Source organism: Allorhizobium sp. DMC15 (genome assembly GCF_056314065.1).
The window spans coordinates 65,022-90,756 of sequence record NZ_JBQUZB010000005.1; the positions used below are offsets into that span (position 1 = coordinate 65,022).

27 protein-coding genes are annotated in these 25,735 nt (G+C 60.3%); 23 read left to right on the forward strand and 4 right to left on the reverse strand.

The genetic code is table 11. The features are described from left to right. Position 1 precedes the first annotated feature (1 nt). From ACT53S_RS20395 to ACT53S_RS20470, 16 genes are all read left to right on the forward strand, one after another. The gene (locus ACT53S_RS20395; protein WP_476068332.1) at positions 2-1,213 is read left to right on the forward strand and encodes a hypothetical protein; all 1,212 of its coding nucleotides are present in this window, start codon (positions 2-4) and stop codon (positions 1,211-1,213) included. Continuing rightward, positions 1,210-2,433: a glycosyltransferase family 4 protein gene (locus tag ACT53S_RS20400; RefSeq protein ID WP_476068333.1), complete on the forward strand. Its 1,224-nt coding sequence runs from the start codon at positions 1,210-1,212 to the stop codon at positions 2,431-2,433. Before ACT53S_RS20395 ends, ACT53S_RS20400 begins: the two co-directional genes overlap by 4 nt. Then, complete coding sequence (locus tag ACT53S_RS20405; protein WP_476068334.1) at positions 2,430-3,431, forward strand: glycosyltransferase family 2 protein; 1,002 nt, start codon at positions 2,430-2,432, stop codon at positions 3,429-3,431. The genes ACT53S_RS20400 and ACT53S_RS20405 overlap by 4 nt, the downstream gene beginning before the upstream one ends. Further along, positions 3,428-4,825, forward strand: coding sequence for a nucleoside/nucleotide kinase family protein (locus tag ACT53S_RS20410; protein ID WP_476068335.1), 1,398 nt, complete (start codon positions 3,428-3,430; stop codon positions 4,823-4,825). Before ACT53S_RS20405 ends, ACT53S_RS20410 begins: the two co-directional genes overlap by 4 nt. Continuing rightward, complete coding sequence (locus ACT53S_RS20415) at positions 4,825-5,937, forward strand: glycosyltransferase family 4 protein (protein ID WP_476068473.1); 1,113 nt, start codon at positions 4,825-4,827, stop codon at positions 5,935-5,937. Before ACT53S_RS20410 ends, ACT53S_RS20415 begins: the two co-directional genes overlap by 1 nt. Then, entirely contained in the window at positions 5,934-7,061 is a 1,128-nt protein-coding gene (locus ACT53S_RS20420; protein WP_476068336.1) for a DUF1972 domain-containing protein, read from the forward strand. The genes ACT53S_RS20415 and ACT53S_RS20420 overlap by 4 nt, the downstream gene beginning before the upstream one ends. After that, complete coding sequence (locus ACT53S_RS20425; protein WP_476068337.1) at positions 7,058-7,531, forward strand: hypothetical protein; 474 nt, start codon at positions 7,058-7,060, stop codon at positions 7,529-7,531. The genes ACT53S_RS20420 and ACT53S_RS20425 overlap by 4 nt, the downstream gene beginning before the upstream one ends. Before the next feature lie 66 nt (positions 7,532-7,597). After that, positions 7,598-8,407 carry a tyrosine-protein phosphatase gene (locus tag ACT53S_RS20430; RefSeq protein WP_476068338.1) on the forward strand — a complete coding sequence of 270 codons (810 nt, stop codon included), beginning with the start codon at positions 7,598-7,600 and terminating at the stop codon, positions 8,405-8,407. Between the two features lie 7 nt (positions 8,408-8,414). Next, positions 8,415-9,152 carry a polysaccharide biosynthesis/export family protein gene (locus tag ACT53S_RS20435; protein WP_476068339.1) on the forward strand — a complete coding sequence of 246 codons (738 nt, stop codon included), beginning with the start codon at positions 8,415-8,417 and terminating at the stop codon, positions 9,150-9,152. A gap of 35 nt (positions 9,153-9,187) precedes the next feature. Next, positions 9,188-11,566: a polysaccharide biosynthesis tyrosine autokinase gene (locus ACT53S_RS20440; protein WP_142073281.1), complete on the forward strand. Its 2,379-nt coding sequence runs from the start codon at positions 9,188-9,190 to the stop codon at positions 11,564-11,566. Then, the gene (locus ACT53S_RS20445) at positions 11,541-12,701 is read left to right on the forward strand and encodes a tetratricopeptide repeat protein (protein ID WP_476068340.1); all 1,161 of its coding nucleotides are present in this window, start codon (positions 11,541-11,543) and stop codon (positions 12,699-12,701) included. Before ACT53S_RS20440 ends, ACT53S_RS20445 begins: the two co-directional genes overlap by 26 nt. Further along, positions 12,698-14,032, forward strand: a complete 1,335-nt coding sequence (locus tag ACT53S_RS20450) for an O-antigen ligase family protein (protein WP_476068341.1) — start codon at positions 12,698-12,700, stop codon at positions 14,030-14,032. Before ACT53S_RS20445 ends, ACT53S_RS20450 begins: the two co-directional genes overlap by 4 nt. Further along, a complete protein-coding gene (rfbC, locus tag ACT53S_RS20455; RefSeq protein WP_476068342.1) occupies positions 14,022-14,594 on the forward strand; it encodes a dTDP-4-dehydrorhamnose 3,5-epimerase in 573 nt (190 codons plus the stop codon). The genes ACT53S_RS20450 and rfbC overlap by 11 nt, the downstream gene beginning before the upstream one ends. A gap of 80 nt (positions 14,595-14,674) precedes the next feature. Next, on the forward strand, positions 14,675-15,580 hold the full coding sequence (rfbD, locus tag ACT53S_RS20460) for a dTDP-4-dehydrorhamnose reductase (protein ID WP_476068474.1): 906 nt from the start codon (positions 14,675-14,677) through the stop codon (positions 15,578-15,580). A gap of 14 nt (positions 15,581-15,594) precedes the next feature. Beyond that, a complete protein-coding gene (locus ACT53S_RS20465) occupies positions 15,595-16,032 on the forward strand; it encodes a Ros/MucR family transcriptional regulator (RefSeq protein WP_476068343.1) in 438 nt (145 codons plus the stop codon). A gap of 171 nt (positions 16,033-16,203) precedes the next feature. Next, positions 16,204-16,608: a PepSY domain-containing protein gene (locus ACT53S_RS20470; RefSeq protein WP_476068344.1), complete on the forward strand. Its 405-nt coding sequence runs from the start codon at positions 16,204-16,206 to the stop codon at positions 16,606-16,608. 141 nt (positions 16,609-16,749) lie between these two features. On the opposite strand, the gene ACT53S_RS20475 is transcribed toward ACT53S_RS20470, so the two are convergent. From ACT53S_RS20475 to phnF, 3 genes are all read right to left on the reverse strand, one after another. After that, entirely contained in the window at positions 16,750-18,381 is a 1,632-nt protein-coding gene (locus ACT53S_RS20475; RefSeq protein WP_476068345.1) for a phosphoethanolamine transferase, read from the reverse strand. A gap of 168 nt (positions 18,382-18,549) precedes the next feature. Then, a complete protein-coding gene (locus ACT53S_RS20480; protein ID WP_476068346.1) occupies positions 18,550-19,308 on the reverse strand; it encodes an SDR family oxidoreductase in 759 nt (252 codons plus the stop codon). Between the two features lie 117 nt (positions 19,309-19,425). Next, on the reverse strand, positions 19,426-20,169 hold the full coding sequence (phnF, locus tag ACT53S_RS20485) for a phosphonate metabolism transcriptional regulator PhnF (RefSeq protein ID WP_113376733.1): 744 nt from the start codon (positions 20,167-20,169) through the stop codon (positions 19,426-19,428). A gap of 78 nt (positions 20,170-20,247) precedes the next feature. Between phnF and phnG the strand changes: the two genes are divergently transcribed. From phnG to ACT53S_RS20500, 3 genes are read left to right on the forward strand one after another with little or no spacing between them, the layout of a single operon-like run. Then, positions 20,248-20,718 (forward strand): phosphonate C-P lyase system protein PhnG, encoded by a 471-nt coding sequence (gene phnG / locus ACT53S_RS20490; protein ID WP_476068347.1) that lies wholly within the window; start codon positions 20,248-20,250, stop codon positions 20,716-20,718. After that, on the forward strand, positions 20,718-21,326 hold the full coding sequence (phnH, locus tag ACT53S_RS20495) for a phosphonate C-P lyase system protein PhnH (RefSeq protein WP_476068348.1): 609 nt from the start codon (positions 20,718-20,720) through the stop codon (positions 21,324-21,326). The genes phnG and phnH overlap by 1 nt, the downstream gene beginning before the upstream one ends. A gap of 3 nt (positions 21,327-21,329) precedes the next feature. Further along, entirely contained in the window at positions 21,330-22,436 is a 1,107-nt protein-coding gene (locus ACT53S_RS20500; RefSeq protein ID WP_476068349.1) for a carbon-phosphorus lyase complex subunit, read from the forward strand. A 4-nt stretch (positions 22,437-22,440) separates the two neighbouring features. Here ACT53S_RS20500 and ACT53S_RS20505 read toward each other — a convergent pair whose 3' ends face one another. After that, positions 22,441-22,638: a hypothetical protein gene (locus ACT53S_RS20505; protein ID WP_142073301.1), complete on the reverse strand. Its 198-nt coding sequence runs from the start codon at positions 22,636-22,638 to the stop codon at positions 22,441-22,443. 43 nt (positions 22,639-22,681) lie between these two features. On the opposite strand from ACT53S_RS20505, the gene ACT53S_RS20510 reads away from it, so the two are divergent. The 4 genes from ACT53S_RS20510 to ACT53S_RS20525 are packed head-to-tail and all read left to right on the forward strand — an operon-like array spanning position 22,682 to position 25,666. Next, complete coding sequence (locus ACT53S_RS20510) at positions 22,682-23,563, forward strand: alpha-D-ribose 1-methylphosphonate 5-phosphate C-P-lyase PhnJ (protein WP_476068350.1); 882 nt, start codon at positions 22,682-22,684, stop codon at positions 23,561-23,563. After that, positions 23,560-24,336: a phosphonate C-P lyase system protein PhnK gene (gene phnK / locus ACT53S_RS20515; RefSeq protein ID WP_476068351.1), complete on the forward strand. Its 777-nt coding sequence runs from the start codon at positions 23,560-23,562 to the stop codon at positions 24,334-24,336. The genes ACT53S_RS20510 and phnK overlap by 4 nt, the downstream gene beginning before the upstream one ends. 11 nt (positions 24,337-24,347) lie before the next feature. Further along, complete coding sequence (phnL, locus tag ACT53S_RS20520; RefSeq protein ID WP_476068352.1) at positions 24,348-25,055, forward strand: phosphonate C-P lyase system protein PhnL; 708 nt, start codon at positions 24,348-24,350, stop codon at positions 25,053-25,055. After that, entirely contained in the window at positions 25,052-25,666 is a 615-nt protein-coding gene (locus ACT53S_RS20525) for a DapH/DapD/GlmU-related protein (protein WP_476068353.1), read from the forward strand. Before phnL ends, ACT53S_RS20525 begins: the two co-directional genes overlap by 4 nt. Positions 25,667-25,735: the final 69 nt, after the last annotated feature.

Genomic DNA, 25,735 nt, shown 5'->3' on the forward strand with positions numbered 1-25,735 from the left:
CTTGTCGCCGGCGCGCCAATGGCTCGTGGCAAAGGTCCTGCTCGTTACTTTCGGCACTGCCATCTCCCTGTTCGTCTTGGGAGACCAACGCAATGTGCTGGTCATTTTGGTAGCCGCCTTGTCGCTGCCGTGCATCATCATACTGCGGTTGCCGCTGGAGCGCGACTTCGGTCCATCCGCTGCCGCCATCGCATATCTGATCGTCGTAGAACTCGCCCATGGAGGAGCCGCCAACTTCACCAGTCTCGGATACACCGGGATGTTCGCACTCTCCTATATTGCCTTTGCGGGGACGCTGGAGGGCGGTTTCATCGATCGCGAGCGGTTGATCGAACTGCTGCGCCAGCTGATCCTTGCCTTCACGGCGGTTTCCGTCGCGCAAATGGTCTGCTCGCTGGCAGGTCTGCCGATCCTGAACGGCATGTTGTCCAAAGGCGCCTGGAGCTACAACTCCCTTGCGGTTGAGCCGTCTCACGCGGCGCGCGCGCTGTCCGTCACCCTGCTCGCCTACCTCATCCTCGCGCGCCGTGGTGGGCCCGCCTTGAGTCTGCGAGACCTCTGGCGTCGGGAGAAATGGGTGCTGGTTGCCTTCGCCGTTACCCAGGTTCTGACGGGCAGCTCGCTGGCGGCGGCGCTTCTGCCCCTGACGATCGTGCTGGCTTTGCAACTGCGCTGGCTAGCGACGTGCTGTGGGCTGCTCGTGGTCGCCTGGCCGTTCCTTCAATCCGTCGAAGCAGAGTCGGTTCGCCGCCTTGTCGGCTTCCTGACGGCGCTGCCGACGCTGGACATCATGGCTTTGGTCCAGGCGGACCAAAGTGGTGCGGTGCGCGTCATGCCGCTGCTCCTCTTTCTGCAATCGGCAAGTCTGGACAACCCTACAGTCTGGTTCGGAGGCGGTTACCAGACCATCAACCAGTATATTCAGGGAAATATTGTGGGTGCTGGCGAAGATGTGGCTATGGCCGGTTTCATTCCAGGCTACATCATGATCACTGGCATCACCGGGACGGCCCTTTTCTTGCGCGCCTACATGTTTCGCTTTGCGAGCATGGAGACCTTGCCTCTGCTCCTGTTGTGGATCCCGGCACTCGCCAGCTCCGCCTGGAACAGCCAGATCTTCTGGTACAGTCTGCTGCTGCTGCGCGCCGTTCACCACTTTACGAGCGTAACGTCAGCCACTCGCAAAGCGTCTATGCGCGGGGCGAACCCATGAAGATTCTCATCTCAGCCTATGCCTGCGAAACCGGCCGCGGCAGCGAAGGTGAAATCGCCTGGAGGCTCGTTCTCGAGCTTGCCAAGCGCCATGACATTGCCGTCATCACCCGCGCCAACCTGCGTCCAGTGCACGAAGAGGCTTTCCAGAGGCATGGCCGGCCGGTCAATCTGCAGTTCATCTACTTCGATCTCCCTTGGATTTTCCGCTTCTACAAGAAGGGTAGACGCTTCTTCCTTCTTTACTACTACCTGTGGCAGATCGGGTCGGGTCTCCTTGCAAGACGCCTCCAAAAACAGGCGTGTTATGATCTCTGCCACCATCTGACGGGTGGGATGGACTGGATGCCAGCTGGGCTGGCGCTTGTCCGAGGTCCTTTCCTCTGGGGGCCGGTCGGCAGCGAAGACACACATCCGGTCCTGCGTCGCGGGCTTTCGGCCCTGTCCCAGTGGAAAGACCGACTGAGGCTGATCGCCCGAGGTACGATGCGGCGCTTCGATCCTCTGGTGCGGCTCTCAGGGCGAAGAGCCGGCCGGATTCTGTCGCATACGCCCGAGACCATGCCGCGGCACTTGGTTTGCAAGATGACGCCCTTCACCCAGACGGGGATCGAGGAAACGCCATCCATGGTGTTGCCCAGGGAAAACGTGGGGCGGGGAGGGGAACTGCGCCTTTTGTTCGCCGGCGAATTGAAAGATTGGAAGGGCGCGCTCCTCGCGCTTCAGGCCGCCCTCCGTTTCTTCGAAATCTATCCTTCTGCGCGCCTCACGATCGTTGGCGACGGCCCCCTGCTCTCCAAGATCACAGGGATGGTTGCGGCGCATCCCCATGGCGACAGGGTCACGCTTGCCGGACGTCTCGACATGGCAGGACTGGTTCAGGCCATCAACCACAGTGACGTTTTCCTTTATCCGTCTTTCCATCACGGACTGGCGACGGTGGTGCTGCAGGCCATGCTCACGGGTGTTCCGGTTGTCTGCCTTGAGGGCGATGCCACTGGACGCACGGTGAAGCAGGAGGCTGGTATCACTGTGTCCCTTTCGAATGAACGGGATCCGGTCGATGGCCTGGCCTCAGCCATACATCGCCTCGCCATCGACGAAACCTACCGGCAATCATTGGCTCGTGCGGCCCAAACCATTGCACGCGAACGCCACGCTTACGCGTCGCTCGCCGATTGCATCGAACAGATCTACCGTGAGATGGGGGCGCGCTCATGACCGATACAAGGACCGCGCTGCAGGCGCTGGACGTCACCGTCATCGTGTGCTGCTACAATGCCGAGCGCACGATCGGCGATACCCTGACTTCGCTGGCCCGACAGACATATCCGCCTAAGGAAATCCTGGTGATCGATGACGGTTCGACCGATCGTTCGGCCGAGATCGTTGCGGAGCGCGCCACCGACGACGGCCGCATCCGGTTGCTGCGCAACACGTCCAACCGGGGAACCGCGTTCACGCGCGAACGGGGTTTGAACGAGGCTGCCTGCGAGGCTGTTCTGTTCTTTGATTCCGACGATGTGGCGACACCGCGCCTCCTCGAAAAGCAGGTTTCATTGCTCGGCAAAGACCCGTCCCTATTGGGCGTCGGATCCTACGCGACCTATTTTGCGTCGGAGAAGCCAAGCGGCGGTCTGGGGAACCAGCGGGTCGGAGCAACCAGCCGCGCAGCAGCTCTTCACCAATATCGCGGCAACAAGCTGGTCTTCATGGCTCCGGTCACGATGTTCTGGCGGCGCGATGCCCTTGCTGTTGGTGGATACCGGCAGAACCTGCTGCCGAACCCGGCGGGCCTCCGCTACGAGGACTACGCCGAGGATCTGGACCTTTGGTGCCGCATGGCCGACCTTGGTGCACAGGGCCGACACTTCATCACGATCCCGGAAGCATTGTTCTTCTATCGCAAGCCCGTCGGGTCTCTTTCCACGCGCAATGTTGCGGTCATGCAGCTCAAGATGCGGTGGATCAAGGACTGCATGGTCCGTCGACGCAAGGGGGCCGGCGAGCGTACGCTTGCCGAGTTCCTGGCCTCTCGAACGCCGATTGAACGGTGGGCCGACTGGCGCTCAGATCTCGCCGCGGCTTCCTACAAGCGGGCCGGCTTCGCCTATGCAAAGCGACACTACCTCCGCATGGCCCTTTTCCTTGGCCTCGTCGCAGTCACGTCGCCGAAACTCATCCTTCAGAAACTCAAGACACAGTCGGTGCAGTCATGACCTCAACCTCGCGGCTCGAAGATGCGCCCCTACCACCGGCTGATCTACTCGGCCGGCTGTTCTACGATCTCAGCCTCTCGGAGGTCGAATACGCGGTGACGCGGAATTATGAGCAGCTTCCTTACAGCGTTGGGGCGAGGGACATCGATATCGTCGTCGTTCCCGCACACCGCTCCAAGGCGGTTCAAGTCGTTGCTCGTCTGGCAAAGGAATTCGGCTATCTGTTTGCCAAATATTACACCGACGAGAAGCTCGCCCAGTTGGTGTTGACCAAGCGGACCTCTGCCGGACTCGCGGAACTGCAAATCGACTTCATCACCTCCTGCCAGATTTATGGTGTGGAGTTTCTGTCTGCTGCGGAGATGCTCAAGGATCTGCGGTGGCACAACGGCATACCTGTCGTTTCTCAGCCGGTCGTGCTCCTGGATAAGCTGTTGTTCCATCTGGCGGTCGGCAAGCCACTGCATCCCAAATACGACATGATGTTTGCCGGCATTGCCGGTCGAAGCCGCATGGCTCTCCTGGAAAAGCTCATTCCATTGGTAGGCGACAAAGATGGGCGCCAAATGGTCAACGAAATACGGGCAGGACGCGCCTCTGCTCTGCAGCCGTTGTCTGCGGTGCAATGGTTCACGATGCTAGTGAACGCCTGGAGGACACAGCGAGCGGCAGCCTATCTGCTGTTGCCTCAATTCATGTTCAATCGGCTCTACGATCGGGTGAAACCATCAGGGTTCTGGCTGTCGGTCAGCGGACCTGACGGCGCTGGCAAGACGACGGTGATTGAACTCGTGCTTGCTGACCTGGCACTCGCATTCGGCAAGGATGGTCTTGCCCACAGGGGCCATTTCCGACCGTCCGTCCTGCCACGGATCGCAGAACTCGCGGCTGCCACTGGCGCCGCCAAAACGGTCGATGTCGACTATTCCAGACCGCATCGCAGCCCAGCCTCCGGTTTCGCCGGGTCCCTGGCCCGGCTTTCCTACTATGTGGCCGACTATGTCTATGGCTATTTCCGGCTTGCTCGGCCAGCACTTGTGGACCGTCGGATCGTGTTGTTTGACCGTTATTATTACGATGTCATCGCCGATCCCGGTCGCAGCCGTATTCGGCTGTCCAAATGGCTGTTGCGCGCTTTCGCCTCTATCATCCCGCTTCCGACCTACAGCTTCTTCATCAGCGTAAGTCCCGAGGTTGCGCGCACGCGCAAGCAGGAGTTGACGGTCGGAGAGATCACCCAACTCAACCTGGCCTACGGCGATCTGGTTCGACGCGGCGCCATGACGGAGGTTGCAAACAACGGGCTTCCCGAAGAGGCCGCAGCCGCGATCGTCGACCATATTTTTGCCGATCGCGACGGAGCAGCAAGGTCAAAGTTGCGGGTGGCCCGGTGATGATCGTGTTTTGCCATCTACTCAACGACAATTCTGGAAGCCCGCGGGTTTTGTTGAGCGCTATTGAAGCGCTGGCACCTTCGAACGAAGGGAGTCTTCTTTTCGTCGGTTCCGCCGGAAGTGGTTTGTTGGACAGTGCCAACGTCACGATACGACGTTATGGGTACCGCCGAAGTCGTTTTCGTCTTTTGACGTTGGCGTCCCTGATCGCTAGCCAGTTCCGCCTCTATCGGATGCTTTGCAAATCCAAGGAGATCTCGGCGGAAACGATCATCTACGTGAACACGCTGCTGCCGGTGGGCGCGGCGATCTGGGCATGGGTGAAAAGACGGCGCCTTGTCTGGCATCTGCACGAAGTGTCGCTGTCGCCGGCCCCGTTGCGGTGGCTGCTGCAGGCGGCGGCCACGCACTATGCGGATCTGCTGGTCTATGTTTCGGAGGATCATCGCGATCGACTGCCCACCAATCCCGGTCGATCGATAGTCATTCCCAATCCGGTGTCGTCGTCGCTTCAGTCCAAGGGGAGGGACACACCTTTTTGGCCCCGCCGCAGCGGCCTGTTTCGGGTTCTGATGCTTGCGTCACCCCGGGATTTCAAAGGCGTACCCGAGTTCATCAATCTCGCCCGGACGCTCCTGTGGCGGGACGATATTGCGCTGGACCTTGTTCTGAACGCCAACAGCGACGAGATCGGCCAATATCTCGAGGGGGTTCAGGTCCCATCGAACCTCAGGATTTATGCGAAGGTCAGTAATCCCGCCCGGTTTTACACATTCGCCGATCTCGTTGTGAATCTTTCCCGGGTCGACCTCTGTATAGAGACGTTCGGGTTGACGATTGCGGAGGCATTCTCGTTCGGGGTGCCGGTGATTGCGCCGCCTGTGGGTGGACCCGCGGAGATTGTCAGTGATGGCCGTGACGGTTTTCTGATCGATTCTCGAAACCTGGCCGAGTTGGCCGAGTGCGTCTGCCGTCTCGCTGACGACCCCGCTTTGTGCCTGCAACTGTCGTCTGCGGCCCGGCAGAAAGCCGAGCGATACAGCCAGGAAAACTTCGCGAGCCTTTTGCGCACTCAAATTGCAAGCCTCCGCAACCGGGAGGTCAGCGCATGAAGGCGGCAATTCTCGGCACCGTGGGCGTGCCCGGTTGCTACGGCGGCTTCGAGACGCTTGCGGAGAACCTGGTGCGGCAACATCAGGAATTCGGCTCAACGAACCATCTTGCCGTCTATTGCAGCGCCCCGGCCTACGACGTCCGGCCGGAGAAATATCTCGGCGCCCAGCTCTATTACTCGCGGTGGAAGGCAAATGGGCTGCAAAGCGTCCTTTACGATGCGACCACGCTGCTACACTGCGTCTGGCGCGGCCACGATGTCGCTTTGCTGCTCGGTGTTTCCGGAGCTTCGATCCTTCCCTTGATCCGACTGATTTCCCGCATGCGGATTGTGACCAATGTTGATGGCATCGAGTGGCGAAGGGACAAGTGGAAAGGGCTTGCGCGCCACTTCCTCCGTTTTTCCGAATGGATGGCTGTACGCTTCTCCCACGAGGTGGTCGCCGACAACCAGGGCATCGCCGACTATCTTCGTGATGCCTATGGAATAAGCCCCAAGGTGATCGCCTATGGCGGCGACCACGCGGTTGTGCCACCGTCTCAGACCGGTGATGCCACGCCTAAAGTCTCGTGCCCGGCGGGCTACGCCTTGGCGCTCTGCCGGATTGAACCGGAAAACAACATTGCGATGATCCTGGACGCATTCGCAGGGGACACTCGTGATCTCGTCTTTGTCGGCAACTGGGACAGCAGTGATTACGGGCGCCAGTTGCGGCGTCGCTATGCGCCCCACCCTAATCTGCATCTTGTCGATCCTGTCTACGACCCGGCCGAGCTTTATCGGATACGCAGCGCCGCCGGTCTTTACGTGCATGGTCACTCCGCCGGCGGGACCAACCCTTCGCTGGTGGAGATGATGCATTTCGGACTGCCGGTTCTGGCATTTGATTGCGTCTACAACCGGCACTCTACTGATCATTGTGCCCGCTATTTTCGCTCTTCCGCGGATTTGAGCCGCCTGCTCCGAGCAGGCGAGGGTGCGACTTCAGGGCCCAGGATGAAGGAAATTGCTCAGCGGAAATACCGCTGGAGCGTCGTGGCAGCTCAATACTTCGAATTGCTCTTAGCGGAGCAGAAGGTGGGCAAGACAATTCTGACAGTCAATCAAGGGGAAAAACGATGAATGGGCAGTTCAAGAAGGCGGCAGTGTTCTGCATGATCGGGCTTGCATCCATGGGGCTGGATGCTCCGCCTGACGTCGCTGAACCTTCAGTTTGCGGTTGCCGCGCACCCCTCGCATCGACGGCAGTTCTCCGGGAAGTCACCGGTAAAGTTTTCGTTTCACAGACCGAGGGCATGCGGCCTGCGCAGGTCGATGCGAGCGTGTCCTTGCCCGCAAAATTGCTCACCGGGCCGTCATCGACCACCACACTCAAGATCGGCGACACATGCACTCTGTCGGTGCCGGAGAAGCGATTAATCCGGATCGAGGACGAGGAAGGGTTCTGGTGTGTTCGTGCTGAAGCTGCCCGACCAGTCGGACCGTTGCAGGCGGCTCCTCAGTCCCCTGTCCCCATCAGCGTCCTTGGCATTCTCGCAGGCAGCAAAGTCATGATTTCGATCGCACGGAAAGACGAACGGGTCAGCCGCTGACCCTCATCCACCTCGCATGTCGCTCGCCGCGGCCCGTAGCACCTTCCACCAGGGAACAGAGACAGCATGATTGACCTCCACTCGCACATCCTCTTCGGGCTCGACGATGGCGCCAGCGAGCTCGACGTGTCCATCGAGATGGCCCGTGTCGCTGTCGCGGATGGCATCACCCACATGGCCTGCACGCCTCACGTTCACGGCGGTGTCTACTCGAACGACAATGCGACCATCCGTCCGGTCCTGAATGTCCTTCAACAGGCGCTGCGCGAGCTTCGCATCCCGTTGACCTTAGTTTGTGGGGCAGAAGCCCATCTTGCGTGGGATCTGCCCGACAAGCTTCTTGCTGGCGATATTCCGACTCTCAACGACACTCGTTATTTCCTTCTGGAACTTCCTCCTCTGGTGGTGCCGCAGAAGCTGAATGACTTCGTTCTGCGTTTGAAGGACTACGACTTCATCCCGGTGATAGCGCATCCCGAACGGCTCGGTTGGCCGGCGCTGCGTCAGGACCTACTTCTCAAGATCGCGGATCTGGGATGCCCGTTACAGCTGACAGCCGACTCGCTCCTGGGCCGCTTCGGTACGGCCGCGCAATTGCAGGCGGCGAGTTTTATCGATTCGGGCCGCCCGGTCTTCGTCGCAAGCGATGCCCATAGCCCACGTGTTCGGGCTCCGCGCCTGGCGTCAGCGATGAAACTGGTCGCCAGCCGCTGGGGTGAGGCGGCGGCCCATCGTATGTTTGTCGAGATCCCCGAAATCATTCTGCAGGACGGACCGCTTTCGGGTGCCGTCGGCCGTAGCTTGGAATCGCGTCCGATTGCGGTCACCGCAAACCGTGTCGATCGGCTGCTCACGCTCCTGCGGGCGGGGTGGTGAGATGCTGATGATCCCCCGTCTCCTTCTTGTCGCAGGGCTCTCCGTGGCTACGCTCGTGCTCACGTCATGCGGCAGTTCGGGTATGCATCCTGCGACATCGCCTCAGCATGCAGAAACGGTGTCCGGTGACCTGCAACTTGTCCGGACCCTTCCCGCACCGGCCGATACGGCTGGTGGAATGGACCAGCCCTTGCTCCCGGGCGATGTGTTGACCATCGATGTCTTTCAAGCGGAACAACTCAGTCGAACGGTTCAGATTGATTCCCGTGGTGCCTTGTCTCTTCCGCTGATCGGCCCGGTCACCGCTGCCGGCAAAGGCATCCGGTCGCTCGAACTGGAACTCGAGCAACTCTACGGCGCGCGCTACCTTCAAAATCCCGAGGTGTCGATCTTCCTAAAAGAGTCATCGGGGCAGCGGGTTACAGTCGATGGGGAGGTTGCCAAGGCCGGTCTCTATCCCGTTTCGCCCGGGACGACGCTTCTCGATGCGATCGCGCTGGCCGGTGGGTTCCGGGAACTCGCCGACCAACGCAAGGTCTACGTCTATCGCGCCTTCGGCCAACGCAAACTGGTCGCCAACTACGACGTCGGCACGATCCGTGACGGGCGTGCGGAGAACCCCCGCATCTTTGGTGGCGACGTCGTGGTCGTCTTCAGGTCGCAAAGCCTGGTCGCAATCAACAGCCTCAAGGAAGCGCTTGGCCTTTCGGCACGGGTCGCCACGGGAATTGCAGCAATTCCCTGAGCACATGCTCTTGGCAATTTAAGAATGGATTGAAGATGTTCGATAGAAACCAGCCGGCCGCTGCAGGAGATCCCTACCAGCCCATGACGCCTCCGACGGATGCGTTTTACGCCGGTTATCATCGGGGGCGGGACATAGGCCTGGATTATTATCCACGCGCGGCCAGCCTCGACATGATCGGCCTGTTCTTTCGCGTGTTGCAATACAGACGACTGATCTTCGGTCTCCTGGGCGCGGGTCTTCTGCTGGCTGCACTTCTGACGCTGATGCAGACGCCCCAATATCAGGCCGTCGCCAAACTGGAGGTTCTGGTTCCCTCTGCAAGGGTGTTCGAAGATCTCGAACTCATGAGCGAGAGCAGCGATATCAGAGCGTTTCAGACGGCGAAGGAGAAGCTGAAAAGCCGTGCTTTGGCCGAGCGGGTCGTCTTTGCGCTGAGCCTGACGGAGCGTGAGGACTTTCTGTTTCCCCGCGCCCGAATATCGCCGCTGAACATCTTTTACAGGGCCTTTGGCGCGGAGCCCAAGAAGACCGATGATACGCTACCGCAGGACGCCTTGGTGCGGATTGCCACATCCCGCGTGATGTCCAACCTGAAGGTCGATCTCGTCCCGAACACCAGCCTGTTGACGATCGACTACCGTGATCAGAACCCCGCCTATGCGCGAGACATTGCAAACCAGATCGCTCAGAGCTTCATCGATCAGCGCATCGATCAAAGCAGCAAAACCTCTGTGCAGGCCCGGGAATTCATCCAGGAGCAGGTTGTTCTCGTGAAGGAGAGGCTTCAGGAGTCCGAGAGGGCACTTGTCGCTTATGCGAAAACCGCTGGCATCACCGTGACGGGAAATGATGGCTCGCTTCTTGACACTAATCTCGCGGATATCAACGCCGCCCTTTCAAAGGCCATCCAGGAAAACCTTGATTTTGAACGACTGGTCAAACAGATCGACGCCGGGCAGGGCGAAAGTCTGGAACAGGTGCTCGGTAGCGCGGCACTCGATAAGCTGCGCAACACGCTGGTCGATCTCAAGGGCGAGTATCAGCGGAAGAGGCTGCTCTTCAAGCCGGACTTTCCCGAGATGCTTCAGCTTTCGTCGCAGATTCGGGAAGCTGAAAAACAGCTCAAGATGGGCGTTCTGACCATCACCGACTCGATCAGGCTCAAGCACCAGGAGACTGTTGCGAAGGTCGCGGATCTTCAGAAGAAGCTCAGCGAACTCGAAGCCGAGAAGTCGGCGTACCAGGACAAGAACATTCAGTACACCATCCTCAAGAGGGAGGTCGATTCCAACCGCGCTCAATATGAGAGCCTGATCGGCAAACTCAATGATGTTGCGGTCGGATCCGAACTGAAGACCCAGAACGCCGCCGTGGTCGATCTGGCGGTCAGCCCGTCGACACCCTTCTCGCCCAGCCTGCCGATCAATCTCACGATCGGCGCGATCATCTCGCTTCTGCTGGCCGCCTCCGTCATCTACGTGGCTGAACTCATCAACAACGCCTTCAGCAGCTCCGACCAGGTCGAGAAAGAGCTTGGTCTGCCGGTTCTCGGCGTCTTGCCCCTGGTGGCCGAAATCGATCTGGAACAGCAGCTGACAAACCCTCAATCGGCTCTCTCGGAAACCTATCGATCCCTGCGAACCTCGTTGCAGTTTTCAGGTTCCGACGGCGCCCCGGCGACGCTTCTGGTGACCAGCTCCGAGCCAAGCGAGGGGAAATCCACGACGGTCATCAAGCTTGCGGAAGACTTCGCCTCACTCGGCGGCAGGGTGCTGATCATCGATGCCGACATGCGCAAGCCCAGCATCCATCGCCGTTTCAACGAGGACAACGTGATTGGCCTCAGCAACCTTCTGACAAACACCGTGAGGAGGGGTGACCTTGCGCGCCTCGTCCGGCGCGGCAAGTCCTCGAATGTCTTTTTCATCTCGGCTGGCACAGTGCCGCAGAACCCGGCAGATCTTTTGTCATCCCCCAGGATGAGCCTGATCGTCTCCAGTCTGCGCAAGCAGTTCGACATGATCATCATCGATGCGCCGCCTGTCATCGGGATTGCTGACGTGCCCATTCTCAGCCGCCTTGCCGATGCGACGCTCTTCATTGTCTCGACCAGCAAGGTGTCCCGCAAATCGGTGGCCATGGCTGTTCGGCGCCTGACCTCCTCAGGCGCAAATGTGGTCGGTGTCGCGCTGACAATGTTCACGGTCGGAAAGTTCGAACACAACTACAGGTACGGAAACCTGAATTACAAATACTACACGTATACTTCATCCAGCACGCTGTTGCCGGAGGTATCATCGAATACGCAGGGGCAAGATCGCGATGTCTGGAATTGGTCGGTGGGTTTTCTTGTGTTTCGCATCCGCCAGCATTTCGACACTCTTCTTGATCGCATCAAGTCAATTGCTTGAGAAGAGTGATCCGAAACTCGCTCTGCGCCTGAACCCGTTCAATGTGGACGCGTTAGTCGCGCTTTCCGAGAGCATGATCGGCGGCACGACAAAACCCTCTGATCTCGATCAGTTGCGCTCAGTTGCTCGGCGCATGATGAGCGTCAATCCGGGCGATGGCCGTCTCTATAGCGTGCAGGCACTTGTCGAATGGGAGAATGGCGATTTGCCCGCGGCCCAGCAGGCATCCGCCAGTGCCCTCGAATTGGCACCGACCGAACGGCAGGCGCTGCAGTGGATGATCGGCTACGCGGCCGACGAGGACGGCGAAGTGCCGATGGTGGATCTCATCGACGCTCTCTTCCGCAGATGGCCCGATATGATTCCCGTCTACGCCGACCGGCTCTCCGAGATCTTGTCGAAACCCGAGCAGCGCCGGCTTCTGATGCAACATCTCGAGCGGGCGCCGCCATGGCGGGGTGCTCTGATCAGCAGCTTGAGCAAGTCTCCGGATGGAGCGCTGTTTGCGGCAGATCTTCTTTGGGGAGTGGCGCAAGGGAAAGGCGGACAGTATGCCGGCGAAATCAATCAGGTTCTGAATGCTCTGCTCGCAGCGGGCCGCTATGACGAGGCTTATCGGACCTTTCTCGTGACCCTCGACGGCGAGCGGGAGACACTGCTTGGCAATGTCTACAACGGCTTGTTTTCGGCTATTCCCAGTGGGGCACCCTTCGACTGGTCGGTGAAACGGCAGCCAGGCTTGGCCCTGTCCATCGCAGAGGAGGGCACTCTTGCCCGCGGTCTGTCGCTTGAGTTCCTCGATATTCCCGTCAGGGATCCAGGTGTCCGCCAGTATTTGGTTCTGTCACCTGGACGGTACCAACTGTCGATGAAGGTATCGGCAAAGGGCGCCGTGTTGCCCAAGACGCTTTTCTGGAGCATCGCCTGCTTCAAGCCCGGTAAGATCCTGGCCATGTTGCCGGTTTCGGAGGGAACCTATCCCCTGAAGGAGATAACCGCTGATCTTGAGGTTCCCGCAAACGCATGCGGATTGCAGGTTCTGCGCCTGGGGACCCGGACCATGACGGGAAGCTGGAACGACCGATATTCCGGCCGTTTGCTTTTCGACGAAATCCGGATCGCGAGCGTGCCATGAACCAGAGCACTTCGCCAAACAGCGTGCTGTTTGTCATCGGGACTGCATTGCTGGCCTGCCAGATATTCGGCGGAGGCACAGAGCGGGGCCTTTTGGTCGACCAGATCCTGCAGGTCCTGATCATCGGCTCGTCGGCCTATGTCATCGTGAAGCTCGGGCAGCGCCGCGCCTCGATCGCCGGTTTTGGGCTGTTCGCAGCGATTGCGCTTCTGGCGTGTATTCAGATCGTGCCCTGGCCATGCGACTGGCTGCACGGCATGAGACCGGAACCTTACATTCCCGCTCATGGTACATGCTCGACGACCACGCTGAGCCTGTCGTCCTACCGGACGATTTTCGGGCTGATGTTCTGCCTCAGCATGGCATTTCTTTTCACGGCCCTGAGCAAACTCGAAGAAGCGGAGCTCAGCTTCATCGGACGGTTCGTGATCTTTGCTGTGCTGATCAATCTCGCGCTTTCGTTCGCGACCTTTTCGCAGTCGGACATCTCCTGGCTGTCTGCCTTGCTGGGTTATGAGGCAGAACTCGGCACATTCCAAAATGAAAACCACTACTCGGTCTATGTCGCTGTTGGTATCCTCGCTGCCCTGACAGCACGGCCGCAGGGCTATACGCGTGTATGGACCCTGCTTCTCGTGACGCTGGTGCTTTTGTCACTCCTCGCCGCAGGCTCGCGGGCGGGGGTGGTGATTGGCCTCTTCATATCGCTGCTGGCGTTTCTGATGATTGCGCGTGGCTCCAGGTCCGCAACCCTGCTCGTTCCTGGCCTCTGCGTTTTGGCAGTGGCCTACCTTTACGGTCTGTGGATCAAGTTCAGCGAAGCCGGGTCGGACCGGTTTCTCGACCGCCGGGACTACGCACTGACGACACTAGATGCCATTCGTGACCACTGGCCGCTGGGGACGGGATTTTCCACTTTCGATCTCGTGTATCCACGCTACGAAAAACTCGAGCAGGTCTATCCGGCCTTCGTCAATCACGCACACAACGATTTTCTGGAATTGCTTCTCGAGGGAGGGCTTGCTGGAACCCTCATTGTGGCGGCGTGTCTGTTGGCCATAGGAGCCCGATTCATAAGCTTACGCGGACGCGACGCGGCGCGCACCGCTTTCATCGGCATCCTCATCATCCTCGCCCATTCCACAGTCGATTATCCGCTGCGCACGATGGGGATGGCCTCTCTCTTCGTCTTCTATGCCGCTTTCCTGTTCGCCCGGGCGTCGGGTTCCTCGGCGGTGCCGACCACAGACGAGGAGGCGGTGCTGACCAGTCTTCTCGATCCCGCCGAAGCGGTGATGCCAATCTCAAAAGGAGATCAAATTGCGTTTTGACCAACTTGAAATCGAGGGCGTCTTCAAGATGTCACCCAGTCGCTTCGGGGACGGGCGTGGATATTTTTCGGAGACCTTTCGCCAGGATGTGTTCTGCCAGAATGTGGGTGACTTTGCATTCGTTCAGGACAACCAGTCGCTTTCTGCGGAGAAGGGAACCGTACGGGGGTTGCACTTCCAACTTGCGCCCAGATCCCAGGGAAAACTGGTGCGCTGCGTGGCTGGCGCCGTGTTCGACGTTGCCGTGGACATTCGGAGTGGGTCGCCGACCTTTGGCCGCCATGTCTCTGTTGAGCTTTCGGCCGATAACGGCCTGCAATTGTGGGTGCCTCCGGGGTTTGCGCACGGCTTCTGCACGCTGACGGACAACACGATCGTCGCCTACAAGGTTACCGACTATTACAGTCCGGAGCATGACAGGGGACTTCTCTGGAGCGACAAGCAGCTTGGCATCGAATGGCCTGTCGACGGCCTTTCCGCCCGCCTGTCGGACAAGGATTCACGACAGCCAAAGCTTGCGGACCTGGGGGAGGTTTTCCATTACGAGGGATCCAAGCTATGAGCGGGTTCGAAGACATCGCGTCATCGAGATCAGGGCCGATCGACGCCAGCCGTCAGGATGGCCAACTGGGGCGAAAGCCGTTGCGTATGATCGTAACCGGACGCGCAGGCCAGGTGGTCAGTGCACTTGCAGAACGGGGGAGGCGACAGGACCTGTTTGACGTCGTTCCCCTTGGACGACCGGAACTCGACCTTGCCGACCCGGGTTCGATCGAGGTGGCAATCCGTTCTTGCCAGCCCGACATCATTGTCTCCGCCGCGGCATACACCGCAGTGGACTCTGCGGAGACGGACGAAGCGAACGCCCGTGCGGTGAACCAATTTGCCCCGGGGGAAATCGGACGTGTGGCATCAATTCTGGATATCCCGGTCATTCATCTGTCCACCGACTATGTGTTCGACGGCACGAAGGGTTCGCCTTATGGGGAGACCGATCCGACGAACCCGCTGGGTGTTTACGGCCGTTCGAAACTTGAGGGAGAGCAGGCTCTGGCCGGAGCGACTGACAATCATGTCATCCTGCGGACGGCATGGGTTTACAGCCCTTTCGGACGGAATTTTCTCAAGACCATGCTCAAGGTCGCGGAGGCGCGAGAGCGCCTGAGTGTCGTGGACGACCAAGTCGGCAATCCGACATCCGCATTCGACATCGCCGACGGGGTCGTGGCGGTCGCAAAAAATCTCCTGCACAGCCGCGCGAGTGAGTTGCGGGGAACGTTTCATCTTGCCGGTCAGGGTGCTGCCAGCTGGGCTGATTTCGCTGCGGTTATCTTTGAAGCATCGCACCGGTTCGGCGGCCCATCTGCTCAGATCGACCGCATCTCAACCGTGGATTACCCGACGGTTGCAAAACGCCCGGCAAATTCGCGGCTGGATACGGCAAAGCTGGCGTCAATTCACGGCGTTCAAATACCCGACTGGCAGAGTTCGGCGCAGCAGGTGGTTTCACGCTGCGTCACCCATCACCCAAATCCTGACATGGTCTGAGAAAGGAGCCTCTTGTGACCGATATAGCAACGAAACACAGCGACCTGCAGATGGTCGATTACGCCTCGCGGGTTATTTCCGCGTATGTTTCCAATCATGTAGTGCTCTCGGCCGATTTGCCGAAGTTGATTGCGAGCGTTTTTGATGCGCTACAGAGCGCCTCACATGCACAATTCGCGGGACCCGTGCCTGAGAAGCCCAAGCCCCCCGTGCCAGTAAAAAAGTCCATCGAAGAAAACTATCTGATCTGCCTTGAGGATGGCCGCCGTTTCAAGTCGTTGAAGCGACACCTGAAGGCGAGCTTCAACATGACGCCGGACCAGTATCGGGAAAAATGGGACCTGCCGCCCGACTACCCGATGGTCGCTCCGGCCTACGCGGCAGCGAGGTCGCGCCTCGCCAAAAATATGGGACTTGGCAAATCAACCAGGAAAGACGGAGTCGGGAGGTGACTAGGCGGCAAGAGAGGGTCTTGCAGATCCCCGATATGGGAACTCTTATGGAAACCGGTTCAGTAAGGGTCCGGCGATCGCTTGCGTACCAGCTAACATAAGTTCCATAATAATGATTATGCGATAAAAAGTAGGTGCTATTTGGTGGTCTGACAGTTGGGCCAGTGAGGGATGCGACAGTCTCGCCTCTTGGTGCACTGGTTCGATGCGGATGTCGAATTTGGGAGACGACATCGAATCTTCAGGGCTTCAGCTGTCCGTCAGGTTTCAAACGCATGGTCGTGCGAAACCTCGGACAAGGACCCGGCCGTGCGACCTTTACTTTTGACTCTGTGTTTATATGCAAGCGCCGGGTGTGTCGTCGAAGCGGCTGAAAAATGCGAGATCCCGCTGTCCGAGTGGCGGCCGCGCGAGGCGCTGAAGGCACAGCTTGAGGGGCTCGGCTGGCAGGTCCGATCGATCAAGGCCGAAGACGGCTGCTACGAGGCGGCGGCCGTCGACGGACTTGGCCGGCTTGTGATCGCGAAATTCGATCCGCACAGTTTCCGGACGGTCGACGTCAGAACGGCTGACTGAGCTCTTCGGCCCAGAGCAAGACAGAAGCGGCAAGAAGCGCCGCGCCGTTGTGGGCCTCACCGTCATGAAATAAGTCTAGGCAGGGCCGAACGGCTTCGGCGCCTGCAGAGATGGCTCACCCTCGGCACTCCCCGTTTGCAATCAGCTTCCCGCGAGCCGGCAGTTGCCCACGATGTCGAGCGCCGGATCACGCACCTCGGTCTTAACATGCATCATGCCGAGCACCGTGTGGAACAGATTGTCATGCGAGGCCGGTTCCGACGTGCGGGCATTCAGGCAGGCCGTGTCGATCTGGGCGCGGGCCGTCGAGCCGAGCCACAGGACGAACGGAATGTGGGTCTGCTGGCTCGGCGCAAACAAGTAGGGCGTGCCGTGCAGGTAGAGCCCGTTTTCGCCAAGCGATTCGCCATGGTCCGACATGTAGATCATCGAGGCGTCGATAGCTGCATCGCGCGCCTTCAGCTTGTCGATGATCGACGAGAGGATGAAGTCGGTATAAAGCAGGGCGTTGTCATAGGCATTGGTGATGCTGTCCGTGGTGCAGTCCTTGAATTCGACGGTACGGCAGTCGGGTGTGAATTTGCGGAAGGCGTCGGTGTAGCGGGCGTAATAGGCCGGACCGTGGTTGCCGAGCTGATGCAGAACAAGCACGGAATCGCCCTTCACGCTGTCGAGCCAGCCATCGACCTTGTCCAGCATGATCTCGTCGAGGCACTCTCCGTTGGTGCAGTAGCGCGGATCCTTCATTCTGAAGAAGTCCTGGCTGCCGATACGGTCGGCAACATTCTTGTCGCCGGTGTTGTTGTCCCACCATTCTGTGCGCACGCCGGCATGGCCGAGGACATCCACCAAGTTCTCTGTCGCCAGCGCCTTGGCGTGACTGTATTCGCTGCGGGTATAACGCGAGAACATGCAGGGCACGGAAACGGCGGTCGCCGTCCCGCAGCTCGAGGTATCCTTGAAATAGAAGATGTCGCGCTTCGAAAGTTCCGGATTGGTTTCACGCTCGTAACCGCCAAGCTGGAAATTCTGTGCCCTTGCCGTTTCGCCAACGACGATGATGGTCACGCGGGGTTTCCGCGTGCCGGGTGCGGCGGCATCCGTTACCTTCGCATCCAGGCCGATCGGCTCGGCTTTGATGTTCACTTCCTCCGTCGATTTGACGACATAGCTGAGGGCCGCGCCGATCGGGAAGATCGGGTTGAGGCTTCGGAACCAGTCCCGATGTTCGCGGATGTTGAAGATGAAGGTGCCGCTGTTCGTGGCGCCTGCGCCTGCGAGAACAAGCACAGCCGGCACGATGACTGTCAGATTGCGAAGGACCTTTCGCAGGAGCGTCCGGTGCTTGACCTCCACCCAAACCACGAGAAGGGACGGCAGAATGCCATAGAGCGTGATGTGTAGAAGAAACGTGGGGGTGATCAGGTGGCCCGCCTCCGGTCCAGTGGTCTCCGCCGCATTGCGGATCATCTCGCTATCGATCACCACACCGAAACGGTCCATGAACCAGGCCGATGCCGTAGCCGACAGGATCAGGAATATCAGCACCGGTTTGATGACATATTTCGCCGAGAAGGCGACGAGGATCGCGACAAAGCCGGCGAACAAGCCGACCGCCAAGCAGGCGAGTGCGACCCGCTCGCCGGAGAGGTAGTTCGCTGACTTTTGCCAGAAGGTCGCGTTCATGAAGACGAGCAGGTAGGCCGAAACGATGATGCTTAGCCATTCGCTGCTGATGCGGGGCCGAGGAAGAGAGCGGAGCAAGGCCGGCAATGCGGTATCCTTCGAGGGTCAGTCATTACATGTGCAGCAACCCCTGACGGAAAAAGCTGACAGACACCTGAACGCCTGAGCCAATCAGCCGGCCGGTGGAGCAGTGTCATCTCGTGGAGTGGCACCCGGCTTTTCTGACGGTACCAAGGCTGTCGCTTTCGGGTCGGCTCACAGTGACGCGGTTATGCCACCGTCGACATAGAGGATGTGGCCGTTGACGAAGGAGGAAGCATCGGACGCGAGGAAAACGCAGGCGCCAACCAGTTCCTCCACCCTGCCCCAGCGACCGGCCGGCGTGCGCTTTGTCAGCCATGCGGAGAATTCCGGATCGGCCACCAGCGCCGAGTTGAGTGGGGTGTCGAAATAGCCCGGCGCAATCGCATTGCATTGCAGTCCGTGTTTTGCCCAGTCGGTGGCCATGCCCTTCGTCAGGTTGCCGACTGCCCCCTTGGTCGCGGTATAGGGCGCGATCGATGGTCGTGCCAGGGCAGTCTGGACGCTGGCAATGTTGATCATCTTACCGCGACCGCGCCTGATCATGTGGCGGGCGACGGCCTGGCCCACATGGAAGACGCTGGATATGTTGGTCTTCAGCAACTGCTCGAAGGCCTCTTCGGGAAAATCTTCGAGCGGGCTGCGGTGCTGCATGCCGGCATTGTTGACGAGGATGTCGATCGCTCCGTGATTGTCCTCGAATGCGTCGACTGCTTGGCGCACAGCCTGGTGATCGGTGACGTCGAATGGCAGGATGTGAACCGGGCCACCGATCCCAGCCGCAGCGTCCGCCAGTTTGACGGCGTCGCGGCCATTCAGCACGATCTCAGCGCTGGCATCCGACAGGCCTTTGGCGAGCGCGAGGCCGATGCCTTGCGAAGAACCGGTGATCAATGCGCGACGACCGCTGAGATCGAAGAGTTTCAACGACATGGTTTCCTCCGTCTGTCGCGCCGGGCTCCTGTTCCCGCGCCTGCCACCGATGCCATAAACCGTCCGATGATGTCCATGGCGGGAGAGGATTGGCGACGCTGCCCTCATGGGCCTTGGTCAGCTGCGGATGGTGAACTGGACGCGGTCGGCCGGAAAACGGGTGATTGCATACTGGATCGGTCGCCCCGCCGTATCTGTATTGAGTGCGTGGGTGACGAGGACGATGGCGCCGGGCGTCAGTTCCAGGCTGGCGACATCGTCAGGCTCTGCATGTACAGCCGAAATTTCGGTGAAATCGCGCAGATAGTCGTCGATGCCGAAACGGGCGAGCGCTTTCGTAATCGAGCCAGTTTCTGCAAAGGCGGTGTCGATGCCCGCGAAGCGGTCAGCGGGAAACCACATTGTCGAGCGGGACACGGCGCGCCCATCGGCTTTGCGAACACCGTCGAGCCGCAGCACGGCCTCGCCGGGATTGAGCCCCAGTCGTTTCTGCACGTCCAAAGGTGCGGCCTCCCTCTGTGAGGCCAGGAGCACGCCCTTCAGATCCCGTGCCTGATCGCCGATGCCTTCGGTGAAACGCGTCCTGCGGCCGATCGGGAAATCGAACTTGTCGCGTCGCTCGATCATCGTGCCGCGTCCCTGCGAAGCCTTGACGATCCCCTCCTGAGCCAGAGCCGCAAGGGCCGCTCGCACCGTGTGGCGGTTTACCCCGAACTCCTGCGCCAGCGCCGTTTCGGCCGGCAGCATCTCGGTGGCGTCATAGAGTCCGGCGGCGATATTGGCCCGGATGCGGTCTGAGATCTGCCGCCAGAGCGAGACGCCCTTCTGCTTCTGAATCACGGTCTGCCCCGCCCCTGTCATACCCTTGTCATGCCCTGCGTCTAATCATACAGTAACTTGTATGGTTGTCTATATTAATAGACATTAAGAGGATCGTCCATGGACAGAGCCCCACAGATGCAAACTGCCGCGACGCCAGCGCGCAAGCGGATCGTCGATCTGCTCGCGCGTGCCACGCGCACCGAACTCGAAAACGCCCTGGGTGATCACGCCGGTGTGCCGGAGCACATTCTTTTACGCGGTCCCGAAACGGGCCTTGTGATGGTCCGGGGCCGCATCGGCGGCGGCGGCGCGCCGTTCAATCTGGGCGAGGCGACCATGAGCCGGGCCAGCATTCGGCTGACAGATGGCCGGATCGGTCACGGGTATCGCCTTGGCACTGATCGCAAGGCGGCAACGCTCGCGGCCGTCATCGATGCGCTGGCGCAGGACGCATCCACGCTTGCAACCCTCGAGGCAGGGCTTTTCTGCGAGATCACGGCGCGCCTCGAGGATGAGGCGCGGCAGACGCGCAAGGAAACAGCAGCCACGAAGGTGGATTTCTTCACCATGGTGCGGGGAGAAGACTGATGAGCCAAACGACTGAAAGTCTGATCGGTGGCTTTGCCGATCCCGTCTTCGATGCCCAGACGGTGTTCCGCGCCGTGATGGACGCCATGGCGCGTCCGGGCACAATTGGTTCGGTCCTGCCACAGGTGGCGCCGCCCTCCCCGCTCGGTGCCGCCGCTGGCGCGCTGCTCCTGACACTCTGTGACCACGACACGCCGGTCTGGCTCACCTCGGCATTGTCGAAGTCCGCCCTGCCCGGCTGGATCGGCTTCCATACGGGTGCGCCGCTGACATCAGAAAAGACCGAAGCGAAATTTGCCTTCGTCGAGGCCGGCGCCCAGCCGCCTTCGCTTGCGCATTTCACGCTCGGCAGCCAGGACTACCCGGACCGCTCCACAACTGTTGTGATCGAAGTCCAGAGCCTGGAAGGGGGCCCTGCCCTGCAGCTCTCCGGTCCCGGTATCCGTGCGACCGCCGCCATAGCGCCGAAGGGAATGACCGAGACCGTCTTGCGCCAGTGGGCCGACAATCGCGCCCAGTTTCCGCGTGGCGTTGACGTGGTCCTGACCTGTGGCCGCCATTTCGTAGCGCTGCCACGCACCACGAAAATCAGTCAGATGGAGGCCTGAGCCATGTATGTTGCCGTCAAGGGTGGCGAAAAGGCCATCGCCAATGCCCATCGCCTGCTCGCCGATCGTCGTCGCGGCGATCGCAATCTGCCGTCGATCACCATCGACCAGATCGTCGCGCAGCTCGGCCTGTCCGTCGATCGGGTGATGGCGGAAGCCTCGCTTTATGACTGCGCGCTCGCAGCGCTCGCCCTCAAGCAGGCGCGCGGCGACATGATCGAGGCGATCTTCCTGCTGCGCGCCTACCGGACCACCCTTCCCCGTTTCGGCACCTCGCGGCCGATCGAAACGGGGAAGATGCGGGTCGAACGTCGCGTGTCGGCCACCTATAAGGATCTGCCCGGCGGCCAGTTGCTCGGGCCGACATTCGACTACACCCATCGTCTTCTCGATCCCTCCCTGCTCGAGGATCAGGACGTCGACGTGCCGGAACTCCGCGATGACGCTTATGAAGACGTCATGCGGGTCTCCGACATTCTCGATGGCGAGGGTCTGATCGAGCCGGATGGCGAGATGCCGGAGGATCACGTCGCCGGCGACATCACCCGCGAGCCGATGGAATTCCCGATGCCCCGCGACCTGCGTCTTCAAGCGCTCGCCCGTGGCGACGAGGGCTTCCTGCTCGCCCTCGGCTATTCGACCCAGCGCGGCTATGGCCGCACCCATCCCTTTGTCGGCGAAATCCGCATGGGTCTGGTCGAGGTCGAATTCGACGTGCCGGAGCTGGGTTTTGCGGTCTCGCTCGGCGAAATCCGCGTCACCGAATGCCAGATGGTCAACCAGTTCAAGGGTTCGGCCAAGGCCCCGCCGCAATTCACCCGCGGCTACGGCCTCGTCTTCGGCCAGAGCGAACGCAAGGCCATGTCCATGTCACTGGTCGACCGGGCGCTCCGAACCCAGGAATTCGGCGAGGATGTCGTCGCTCCGGCCCAGGACGAGGAATTCGTGATTTCCCATTGCGACAACGTCCAGGCGACCGGTTTCGTAGAGCACCTGAAGCTGCCGCATTACGTCGACTTCCAGGCCGAACTCGATCTCGTCCGCCGCATGCGGGCAAAGCACGATGCGAGCCGAATTGAACAGACAGATCTGAAGGAGGCCGCCGAATGATGCGTCAGTCCCCGCCACCGTCTCCCCCGCCGTCACCGCCGCAATCATCGGTCCAGTTGCCGCCACCGTCGGCGTTTCCTGAGCCTTTGCTTTTGACACGCTGGTCGTGGCGGGCCCCCAAAAACAAGATGAACCCAACGATGGCGAACACCGCAAACAGCACCACCGCCTCCATCCAGACAGCCGATCCGCTCGGGTCCATGTCACGCCTCCACGCTTGTAAGCCAGGCAAAGGGTAAGCCGCCATGCAGGAACTCGCCACCTACAATTTCGCCTATCTGGACGAACAGACCAAGCGCATGATCCGCCGCGCGATCCTGAAGGCGATTGCCATCCCTGGCTATCAGGTGCCCTTCGCCAGCAGAGAAATGCCGATGCCCTATGGTTGGGGCACCGGCGGCGTGCAGGTGACGGCCTCGATCATCGGCCGCGATGACACGCTGAAAGTCATCGACCAGGGCGCCGATGACACGACCAATGCCGTCTCCATCCGCGCCTTCTTCCAGAAGGTCGCCGAGGTCGCGGTGACCACCAAGACCAGCGAAGCGACGATCATCCAGACCCGCCACCGCATCCCCGAGGAGAAGCTGAAAGAAGGTCAGATTCTGGTCTATCAGGTGCCGATCCCCGAACCCCTGCGCTTCCTCGAGCCGCGCGAGACCGAGACCCGCAAGATGCATGCGCTGGAAGAATACGGCCTCATGCATGTGAAGCTTTACGAAGACATCGCCAAGCACGGCCGCATCGCCACGACGTATGCCTATCCGGTAAAGGTCGAGGGCCGCTACGTCATGGACCCCTCACCGACGCCGAAGTTCGACAACCCGAAGATGCACATGTCGGAGGCCCTGCAGCTCTTCGGCGCGGGCCGTGAAAAGCGCATCTACGCCGTTCCGCCCTATACCGACGTCGTTAGCCTCGACTTCGAGGATCACCCATTCGAGATCCAGACATTCGACAAGCCCTGCGCGCTCTGCGGCGCCCACAACGTCTATCTCGACGAGGTCGTGCTCGACGACAAGGGCGGCCGAATGTTCGTCTGCTCCGACACCGACCACTGTGAGACCCGCCAGGCCGAAGGCCATGTCGGCGAAATGCTCGCCCAGAACAAGGAGGCCGCAGAATGAGCGACCAGCCCCTTCTGAAAGTTCGCAACCTGTCGAAATTCTACGGCAACCGCATCGGCTGCTCTCAAGTCTCCTTCGATCTCTGGCCGGGCGAAGTTCTCGCCATCGTCGGCGAAAGCGGATCGGGCAAGACCACGCTTCTCAACTGCCTGTCCACCCGGCTGATGCCGACGACCGGCTGTGTCGACTACCACATGCGCGACGGTCAGTACCGCGAACTCTACCATATGGGCGAGGCCGAACGCCGCTTCCTGATGCGCACCGACTGGGGTTTCGTGCACCAGAATCCGGCTGACGGTCTGCGCATGACCGTCTCGGCCGGCGCCAATGTCGGCGAGCGACTGATGGCCATCGGTGATCGACACTACGGAAAAATCCGCCAGACGGCGAGCGAATGGCTGGAGCGCGTCGAGATCTCGACCGATCGCATCGACGATCAGCCCCGCGCCTTCTCCGGCGGGATGCGCCAGCGCCTGCAGATCGCCCGCAATCTCGTCACCGGTCCCCGCCTCGTCTTCATGGACGAGCCGACCGGCGGTCTCGATGTCTCGGTCCAGGCCCGCCTGCTCGATCTCGTGCGCGGCCTCGTCAACGACCTCGGCCTCTCGGCCATCGTCGTCACCCACGATCTCGCAGTCGCCCGCCTCCTCTCGCACCGGATGATGGTGATGAAGGACGGCCATGTCATCGAACACGGCCTCACCGACCGCGTGCTCGACGACCCGCGCGAGCCTTACACCCAGCTGCTCGTGTCCTCGATCCTGCAGGTCTGACGGAGATACCCATGGCCACGCCTCTCATCGTTTCCGAAGTCTCAAAGAGCTTCACCATGCATTTGCGCGGCGGCCTCGTCCTCCCCGTCGTTGCCAACGTGTCCTTCTCCGTCGCAGCCGGCGAATGTGTCGTGCTCGGCGGTCCCTCGGGCATCGGCAAGAGCTCGATCCTGAAAATGCTCTACGGCAACTACGCGGTCGACCAGGGGCAGATCCTGGTCGCCAGGGGCGACCGTATCGTTGATATCGCCTCGGCCGATCCGCGTGCTGTGTTGGAGGTCCGGCGTTCGGCGCTCGGTTATGTCAGCCAGTTTTTGCGTACCGTACCGCGTGTCTCTACGCTTGATGTTGTCGCCGAACCGCTCGTGGCGCGCGGCACCGCAACGGAGGAGGCCCAGGAGCGCGCGGCCGAACTTCTGGCCAAGCTCAACCTGCCCCGCGATCTCTGGCAGTTGCCGCCCTCCACCTTCTCTGGGGGCGAACAGCAGCGCGTCAATATCGCGCGAGGGTTCATCACCGATCACGCGATCCTTCTGCTCGATGAGCCGACCGCGTCGCTCGATGCAGCCAACCGTGCGGTGGTGGTGGATATGATCCGTGCCAAGAAGAGAGCCGGCGTCGCGCTCCTTGGTATCTTTCATGACGAGGAGGTGCGTGAGGCCGTCGCCGACCGCGTTCTCGACGTGACCCAGTTTTCGCCGCGAAAGGTTGCAGCATGAGCAAGAAACTTGGGCTCGAACCGCTGATTCATCCCGGCGCCACGGTCGGGAATTCGACGCTCGGCCGCTACACAGAGGTGGGCGAACGATGCCGCCTCGACGAGGTGGAGATGGGTGACTATTCCTATATCGAGCGTGATGGCGCGGCCTGGTGCGCGACGATCGGCAAGTTCGCCAATATCGCTGCGGCGGCGCGCATCAACGCGACCAATCATCCGATGTGGCGCGCAACTCTGCACCACTTCACCTACCGTGCCGCCAGCTATTTTGATGGCGCTGAAGATGATCAGGACTTCTTTGCCTGGCGCCGGGAAAACCGCGTCACCATCGGCCATGATGTCTGGATCGGTCACGGTGCGACGGTGCTTCCAGGCGTAACCGTTGGAGATGGCGCCGTGATCGGCGCCGGCGCGGTGGTCTCAAGGGATGTCGCCGCGTTCACGATAGTGGGCGGCGTACCGGCCAAGTTCATCCGCGAACGTTTTCCCAAACCCGTCGCCGATCGCATGCAGGCCCTCGCCTGGTGGGACTGGAATCACGACCGGCTGTTTGCGGCATTGGAGGATTTTCGCAATCTGGACGCCGAACAGTTTATCGGAAAATATGCGTGATAATCGTTATTTTCCAAATGCTTGCATAGTTTAACAAATCCTACACAAATCTGACATTCGCGCTTCACG

Coding starts and splice junctions, on each gene's coding strand:
- ACT53S_RS20435 (WP_476068339.1), top strand. CDS start 8,415: ATGATCCCCCGTCTCCTTCTTGTCGCAGGGCTCTCCGTGGCTACGCTC.
- ACT53S_RS20500 (WP_476068349.1), top strand. CDS start 21,330: ATGTATGTTGCCGTCAAGGGTGGCGAAAAGGCCATCGCCAATGCCCAT.
- phnH (WP_476068348.1), top strand. CDS start 20,718: ATGAGCCAAACGACTGAAAGTCTGATCGGTGGCTTTGCCGATCCCGTC.
- phnG (WP_476068347.1), top strand. CDS start 20,248: ATGGACAGAGCCCCACAGATGCAAACTGCCGCGACGCCAGCGCGCAAG.
- ACT53S_RS20415 (WP_476068473.1), top strand. CDS start 4,825: ATGATCGTGTTTTGCCATCTACTCAACGACAATTCTGGAAGCCCGCGG.
- ACT53S_RS20505 (WP_142073301.1), bottom strand. CDS start 22,638: ATGGACCCGAGCGGATCGGCTGTCTGGATGGAGGCGGTGGTGCTGTTT.
- phnF (WP_113376733.1), bottom strand. CDS start 20,169: ATGACAGGGGCGGGGCAGACCGTGATTCAGAAGCAGAAGGGCGTCTCG.
- phnL (WP_476068352.1), top strand. CDS start 24,348: ATGGCCACGCCTCTCATCGTTTCCGAAGTCTCAAAGAGCTTCACCATG.
- ACT53S_RS20525 (WP_476068353.1), top strand. CDS start 25,052: ATGAGCAAGAAACTTGGGCTCGAACCGCTGATTCATCCCGGCGCCACG.
- ACT53S_RS20440 (WP_142073281.1), top strand. CDS start 9,188: ATGTTCGATAGAAACCAGCCGGCCGCTGCAGGAGATCCCTACCAGCCC.
- ACT53S_RS20430 (WP_476068338.1), top strand. CDS start 7,598: ATGATTGACCTCCACTCGCACATCCTCTTCGGGCTCGACGATGGCGCC.
- ACT53S_RS20510 (WP_476068350.1), top strand. CDS start 22,682: ATGCAGGAACTCGCCACCTACAATTTCGCCTATCTGGACGAACAGACC.
- ACT53S_RS20450 (WP_476068341.1), top strand. CDS start 12,698: ATGAACCAGAGCACTTCGCCAAACAGCGTGCTGTTTGTCATCGGGACT.
- ACT53S_RS20480 (WP_476068346.1), bottom strand. CDS start 19,308: ATGTCGTTGAAACTCTTCGATCTCAGCGGTCGTCGCGCATTGATCACC.
- ACT53S_RS20405 (WP_476068334.1), top strand. CDS start 2,430: ATGACCGATACAAGGACCGCGCTGCAGGCGCTGGACGTCACCGTCATC.
- phnK (WP_476068351.1), top strand. CDS start 23,560: ATGAGCGACCAGCCCCTTCTGAAAGTTCGCAACCTGTCGAAATTCTAC.
- ACT53S_RS20420 (WP_476068336.1), top strand. CDS start 5,934: ATGAAGGCGGCAATTCTCGGCACCGTGGGCGTGCCCGGTTGCTACGGC.
- ACT53S_RS20470 (WP_476068344.1), top strand. CDS start 16,204: ATGCGACAGTCTCGCCTCTTGGTGCACTGGTTCGATGCGGATGTCGAA.
- ACT53S_RS20425 (WP_476068337.1), top strand. CDS start 7,058: ATGAATGGGCAGTTCAAGAAGGCGGCAGTGTTCTGCATGATCGGGCTT.
- ACT53S_RS20400 (WP_476068333.1), top strand. CDS start 1,210: ATGAAGATTCTCATCTCAGCCTATGCCTGCGAAACCGGCCGCGGCAGC.
- ACT53S_RS20410 (WP_476068335.1), top strand. CDS start 3,428: ATGACCTCAACCTCGCGGCTCGAAGATGCGCCCCTACCACCGGCTGAT.